Source organism: Prevotella sp. P3-122 (assembly GCF_002251365.1).
Lineage (GTDB): Bacteria > Bacteroidota > Bacteroidia > Bacteroidales > Bacteroidaceae > Prevotella.
Window position 1 is genome coordinate 164,611 of sequence record NZ_NPJH01000041.1, and the last position, 6,587, is coordinate 171,197.

Below are 6,587 nucleotides of genomic sequence, written 5' to 3' on the forward strand. Positions count from 1 at the left end.
TCAATAACAAGGAATTGATATGAAAACATTCAATATGAAAACTTGGGCTCCTGCCGCATTGTCTCTTCTCCTGGCAGGTACGACATCATGTACCGGCGACCTCGATTCTGAGCCAATAAGCCCAAAGATAGATACCGAATACAGCAACGACGGCTTGTTCAACAAGTGCTATGCTGTATTTGCAATGGCAGGTGAGGGTTACGGTGACAATGGTGATGCCGGCTCCGATGTTAAGGGATATAGCGATGAGGGTATGACCAACCTCTACCGCCTCATGTGGAATGCCAACGAGCTTACCACCGACGAGGCTATCTGCGGATGGGGTGACAATGGTCTTGACCAGCTTGTGGTAAACACCTACGACGACTCCAACCAGATGATGAAGGCCTACTTCGCACGCCTGACCTTGGGCATCTCGGCATGCAACCAGTATCTTGCCGTTGCTGGTGATGCTGACGCGACAAAGACAGCTGAGGTACGCTTCCTGCGCGCAATGCACTATTCTCTACTTATGGACGCCTTCGGAAACGTGCCGTTCTCTGAGTCGCTCTCAAAGCCTGTACGCTATACAAGGGCCGAGATGTACGAGTGGCTCGTAAACGAGCTTACCAACAATGTAGAACCCAACATGTCTGAGCCAAAGGCAAAGACATCGGCCGATGCTGATTATGGACGTGTGGACAAGGCTGCAGCATGGTTGCTCCTTGCACGCCTGTATCTCAATGCCGAGGTATATTCAGGCACAGCCCAGTGGGAAAAGGCTAAGGAATATGCCAATAAGGTTATCGGTTCTGGCTATGAGCTCAACACAAGGGGCTTAAACGGCTGGAGCGCATACCAGATGCTGTTCATGGGCGATAATGGTGAGACAGCTGCCGCCAAGGAGGCTATCTTCCCAATACTCCAGGACTCCAAGACCATTCGCAGTTATGGCAACACTCTGTTCCTCATAGCTTCTACGTTCAACGACAAGATGCACGCCAGCCCATTCGATCCTGCAGGCATCAATGGTTGCGTGTCTGCTGCATGGGCCGGCAACCGTGCCCGCAAGGAGCTCGTACTGAAGTTCTTCCCTACAGGCAACGTACCACAGGTTCCGTCTTATGACATGCCTGCATATGCTGGTGACGAGCGTGCTATCTTTTGGGGATATTCCGATGACGAGAACTCGCCTGTCACTCTTGAGAACACAAAGATTTCTGATTTCAAGAATGGATATGGTGTGTGCAAGTTCATAAACTTCAAGACCGATGGCAGCTCTGCCTATAACCCGTCATTTGCTGATGCCGACTGCTTCTTCATGCGCTTGGCAGAGGCTTACCTCATCCTTGCAGAGGCTGACGCACGCCTTAACGGCAACAAGACTTCATCCGTTGGTACCAAGGCCATCAACGACATCCGCTTGCGTGCAAACGCATCAACACGTGCTGAGTCTGACTCCTATTCGCTCAACGATATCTGTGACGAGTGGGCACGAGAGTTCTACTTCGAGGGACTCCGCCGTACCACGCTCATCCGCTTTGGACGTTTTGGTGGCTTAAACAACTACAACTGGTCATGGAAGGGCAATGATCTGGCAGGAAAGAATTTCGACTCTCACCTCAACATCTTCCCAATTCCTGTCAGTGAGCTGAACGCCAACAGCAATCTCCAGCAGAACCCTGGCTATTAATTCAATTCTTCTATCATACGGGCGGCTTGCCTATCCCGAAAGGGCAATGGGCAGTGCCTCCCAACAACAAAACTATTAATCGTAACGCAATATGAAAAATATATTGAAATCAACGTTGCTGATGGCATTGGGCTTGGTAGTCTTTGCTTCATGCTCTGACGATAGGGACGACAACCCGACTATTGTCTCCCCCACAACGTTCCATGTCAATACGCCAGCACTTGCCGACCAATATCTGGACCTGGCAAAATCTGATATCATTGAACTGACTTGCTCTCAGCCCGACTACGGTTTCCCTGCCAACACTCAGTATACCGTACAGGTGTCTCTTGACGAGAATATGGCCAACTATAAAGAGGTGGAGCAGACTTTCAAGGGTGCAAAGCTTGAGGTCAACGCCGCACTGCTCGCAAGTACCCTTACCACATGCGCCGTAGAGCAGGGCAAGACCGAGGCCGACTTCCCAATGGACATCCCTGTTTACCTTCGTGTCCGTGCCGTCATGACTACCGTAAACGGAACACCCATTGAGGGAACGGAGATTGTTTCTCAGAACATCGTTAAGCTGAACAGAGTGCATCTGCTGTTCTCGTTGCCTCCAGTAAACATTCCTTCAAATCTTTATCTCGTAGGCGATTTCTGCGGATGGGATTGGGGCAAGAGCCTCTCCATGGTTCCTGTCTATGGAACAGACAACATGTTCTGGCATATGGTATACATCAGCGACCAGGGTATCAAGTTCAACCAGGAACGCTCTTGGGATGGTGGCGAAATTGGCTTTGCTGGCATTACTGTTGCCGGCGACCTCGCATCCGAGATTGTAGATGGTGGCGGCAATATCGCTTCCAGCAAGCCAGGATGGTACCTCATGGTTGTAACCTGTGGCGTTCAGGGACGCAACATCACTTACGAGGTACAGTTCAACAAGCCTGAGGTATGGCTCATGGGACCATGTATCGGCGACGCCAACTGGGGCGAGCTGTATCCGGGTGCTATGTTCACTGTTCCTGCGACTGCCGACGGTGATTTCGTATCTCCGGCATTCCTCGGTGTTCCTGCTGCTGCCCAGGGTGTACGTGCATATGTGAAGGTTCCGGGTCACGAGTGGTGGCATACAGAGTTCATGGTATTTGATAAGAAACTCCTCTACCGTGGTACAGGCGGCGACCAGGAGCGTGTTTCAGGTTCCATCGGTCAGAAGCTCTACATCAACTTCGGCACCGAGACGGGTGAAATAAAATAATAAATACTTTTCCTTCCAGTGGGAGCCAACTCCCACTGGAAAAACAGAAACCATAATTATATAAAAACCGACAATATGAAAATCTCAAAATATTTAGCATTTGCTCTTGCTGGAGTCCTCATGGCATCCTGCGATGAAGACTTTGACGATTGGGCTTCCCCTCAGTCATATCCAGAAGAAGAGGCTGTAACAATTCCTGGCTATACCGCATCAGCAGCAGAGGGAGCAGTCATTGACATGGCACAGGCTCCTGCTAACGTGAAGATTGTAAATCTCACTGGCGAAGCTCTTCCCGAAGGCTTTTCTCTGCAAAATATTCGCCTCTTAGCAACTCCCGAAGGCGTGGAGGGTGCAACGGAAACAGAAATTGACCTTGCAAATGACGGTACCGTGGACGCATCTGTTCTTGAAGCTCTTACAGTAGAGACATTCGGTCGTCGGCCTGTTCAGCGCACATTCAACTGCAAGGTATTGGTTGACGCAGTAAAGGATGGTCAGGCTGTTCTCATCGATGCAGGCAAGATTAACCTCGTAGTGACTCCAAAGGCTCCATTCATTGACTCTAACTACTATCTGGTTGGACAAATGACAGATTGGAGTTTGGACACCAAATTCAAATTCACTCACTCAGACGCAGACGTTTATGAGGATCCAGTATTTACCATTATGTTTACTACAACAGACGATAACCAATACTGGAAGATTATTCCTCAGGGTAATGTAGATGCAGGTAATATTTGGGCAGTAGAAAACAATCCTAAGGGTGTTGTTGGTGTAGAAAAAGATGGTGACGACGCAATGAGCGGTACACTTCTCACTACTACTTCAAAGGGTGAAAAGGCTAACGCTGGTAAGATTGCAAAGGCTGGTACCTATCAAATGACAATCAACATGATGGACTACACTTATTCCATCAAACAAATCGCACCAGAATACTATCTTGTAGGTGCTTTGCAAAGCTGGAGCGACCAAAACATGTCTTGCTTGATGACTGCTGAAACTGCTATGGTTCAGAACTTTACTACGAAGTGGACAGGTGATGCAAACTTGAAGATTTGGCTCGGCAGTGACTTTGGTAAGTGGGATAATGCCTTTGGTTCTGCTGCTGGTGACGGCGTAAGTGCTGCTGAGGGTAAGTTGAAGGCCAACGGTGGTGCTATCGTTTGTCCAGAGAAGAATGCTTACTATACATTTACAGCAGATTTCTCAACCATGACTTACAAGTGGACTAAACTTGCTAACCAGAATCCTACTGAGTTTGAGTATGTCGGCTTAATTGGTGTAGGTGGTAAGTGGAGTGATGGTGATGACATCGACTTGAAGCAAGTGGCTCCTCACAATTGGTATCTTGCCAAGCAAGAGATTCCTGCTGGTGGTTTGAAGATTCGTGCTGATCACAAGTGGCGCGATGATGGTAACTGGGGTTTTGCTGAAGGTCAGAACTATGAGAATAAGGGAACTCTTATCACTTCTGGTGGCAGTGGCAATATTTCTGTTCCTGCAGGTACATACAACATCTATTTCAATGATATCACAGGTGCTTATGCCTTTGTTGAAGTAAAATAACACTTTGCCAAATATATAAACACATATGTCGTGTGTGTTCATAATTAAAAGGCGGCTCTCGGAATGCGAGAGCCGCTTTTTTTCGGTATGCTCGGCATGAGTTTATTCTAATGGGTGCAAGTCCCTAACAAGCCCTAATAGCGGGAATTGTATAGCCAATAGCAAGGGTGGCCACTGCGAGGTGGAATCTGAAAGAAGCTGGCGGCAAACATCTGACCTAACGTACAGAAACTTCATATAAGGCATTTGACCATGGATGAGATTGCCGAACAAATCAAAGTCCTATAGCTATTCGGAATGGTTGGTGTAAATGAAGTGGGTATAAGATGGAAAGAATAAGCCCTTATCCGAGGAGGTCTCACGGACATGGCGATTAGTTGCCTTTACGAAAGTCATGGAGTAAAGCTTGCTGTGAGAAGTCAGCAGATGCCATAGTAGTGGAGTTCTCGATAACGCTCCATGAAGGGCAGAACCTATAAATTAAACGATAGTAATTGAAACGTACCTTATGAAGGAAAGAATGCAGAAAACATTGGCAGAAGTCAAGGGCTGCCCACAGAAAGATAGGACGGAATCCGAAGGATATGTGGGAGTGCAGACCTTCATGTGGATGACGGAAGACCGCTCGGCGACGTTAGGAGACGCTTGCCAGAGCAAGAACATCGTGGAAGTACCATTCGACAAGGAACACCTATTGGAGCGCATCATCAGTCCTGATAACCTACTCAAAGCCTACAAGGCAGTGCGGCGTAACAGGGGCTGTAGCGGTATCGACAAGATGTCATGTGAGCAAATGCTCCCTTGGCTCCTGGCTAACAAGGATGCCCTAATCCGTTCCCTGCTTGACGGTTCATACCGTCCGAACCCAGTAAAAAGGGTAGAGATACCCAAAGACAATGGCAAGATGCGCCTGTTGGGCATTCCCACGGTCATAGACCGTCTGGTTCAACAAGCCATCAACCAGACCCTAACTCCCCTCTATGAGCGTCAATTCTCTCCAAGAAGCTACGGCTTCCGTCCGAGAAGAGGCTGCCATGATGCCCTAAGAGGTGCTCAGAAAATAATCGATGATGGCTACATTTATGTGGTTGACCTCGACTTGGAGCGTTTCTTCGACACGGTGAGCCACAGTAAACTCATAGAAATCCTCAACCGCACGATAAAGGACGGTAGGGTGATAAGCCTTATCCACAAATATCTCCGCAGTGGTGTGATGAACAAAGGTATGTTCGAGGCAAGTGAGGAAGGCACTCCCCAAGGAGAACCGTTAAGTCCACTCTTGAGCAATATCATGCTTAATGAGTTGGGCAAGGAACTCACACGTAGAGGTCTCCCTTTTGTCCGCTATGCCGATGACTCGATGATATTCTGCAAGTCCAAGCGGGCTGCGGAGCGTGTGAAATCGTCCATAACCCAGTTCATAGAGGGGAAGCTCTTCCTCAAGGTGAACAAGGAAAAGGCGGTTGTTTCGTATATAAGAGGTGTGAAGTATCTCGGCTATTCCTTTTACATACACAAAGGTAGATGCCAACTCACTGTACATCCCAAGTCCAAGGCAAAGATGAAATCGGCTCTTAAAGAGTTGACAAGTCGGAGCAACGGGTGGGGATATGAGAAGAGGAAGCAGAAACTGAAAGAGTACATAGGTGGTTGGGTAGGGTACTACCACCTTGCGAACATGAAACGTCTCTGCCTTGAAACCGACGAGTGGTTAAGGCGACGGATACGCATGTGTATATGGAAGGCTTGGAAACTCCCGAGAACCCGAATCAGGAATCTTATCAAATGCGGGATAAACGAATACAATGCCCGCAAATGGGGATATTGCAGGGGGTATTGGAGAGTGAGTGGCTCGCCAATAATGCAGATGGCAGCCTCTACAGCCAATCTTCGAAAGGCAGGCTTTCCTTGTCTGCTTGATTCGCATCTCGAATGGAATCCAAAATAGGAACCGCCGTATGCGGAACCGCATGTACGGTGGTGTGTTATGCGAATTTCCATTTTATGCGAACTTCTTGTTGTTTCCATATATAATAGTGCTGGTTAGATTTGTAAATGTTCGCATTAAATATTATATTGCTTTTGGTTGAAACAAATAAAACGAAA

Annotated in this window: 4 protein-coding genes; all 4 read left to right on the top strand. The window is 48.0% G+C overall.

The window, feature by feature from the left end; all coding sequences use genetic code 11:
• Positions 1 to 19 precede the first annotated feature (19 nt).
• The 4 genes from CIL02_RS08155 (at position 20) to ltrA (ending at position 6,429) form a co-directional block, all read left to right on the top strand.
• Positions 20 to 1,672 (top strand): RagB/SusD family nutrient uptake outer membrane protein, encoded by a 1,653-nt coding sequence (locus tag CIL02_RS08155; RefSeq protein ID WP_094400731.1) that lies wholly within the window; start codon positions 20 to 22, stop codon positions 1,670 to 1,672.
• Between the two features lie 91 nt (positions 1,673 to 1,763).
• A complete protein-coding gene (locus CIL02_RS08160) occupies positions 1,764 to 2,915 on the top strand; it encodes a SusF/SusE family outer membrane protein (RefSeq protein ID WP_094400733.1) in 1,152 nt (383 codons plus the stop codon).
• Between the two features lie 120 nt (positions 2,916 to 3,035).
• Complete coding sequence (locus CIL02_RS08165) at positions 3,036 to 4,481, top strand: DUF5115 domain-containing protein (RefSeq protein WP_240513586.1); 1,446 nt, start codon at positions 3,036 to 3,038, stop codon at positions 4,479 to 4,481.
• Between the two features lie 508 nt (positions 4,482 to 4,989).
• Complete coding sequence (ltrA, locus tag CIL02_RS08170; RefSeq protein WP_094400737.1) at positions 4,990 to 6,429, top strand: group II intron reverse transcriptase/maturase; 1,440 nt, start codon at positions 4,990 to 4,992, stop codon at positions 6,427 to 6,429.
• The last annotated feature ends 158 nt before the right edge of the window (positions 6,430 to 6,587 follow it).

What these genes read in the sequence shown, in the direction of transcription:
- CIL02_RS08155 (WP_094400731.1), top strand. Translation starts at nt 20, where the DNA reads ATGAAAACATTCAATATGAAAACTTGGGCTCCTGCCGCATTGTCTCTT.
- CIL02_RS08160 (WP_094400733.1), top strand. Translation starts at nt 1,764, where the DNA reads ATGAAAAATATATTGAAATCAACGTTGCTGATGGCATTGGGCTTGGTA.
- CIL02_RS08165 (WP_240513586.1), top strand. Translation starts at nt 3,036, where the DNA reads ATGGCATCCTGCGATGAAGACTTTGACGATTGGGCTTCCCCTCAGTCA.
- ltrA (WP_094400737.1), top strand. Translation starts at nt 4,990, where the DNA reads ATGAAGGAAAGAATGCAGAAAACATTGGCAGAAGTCAAGGGCTGCCCA.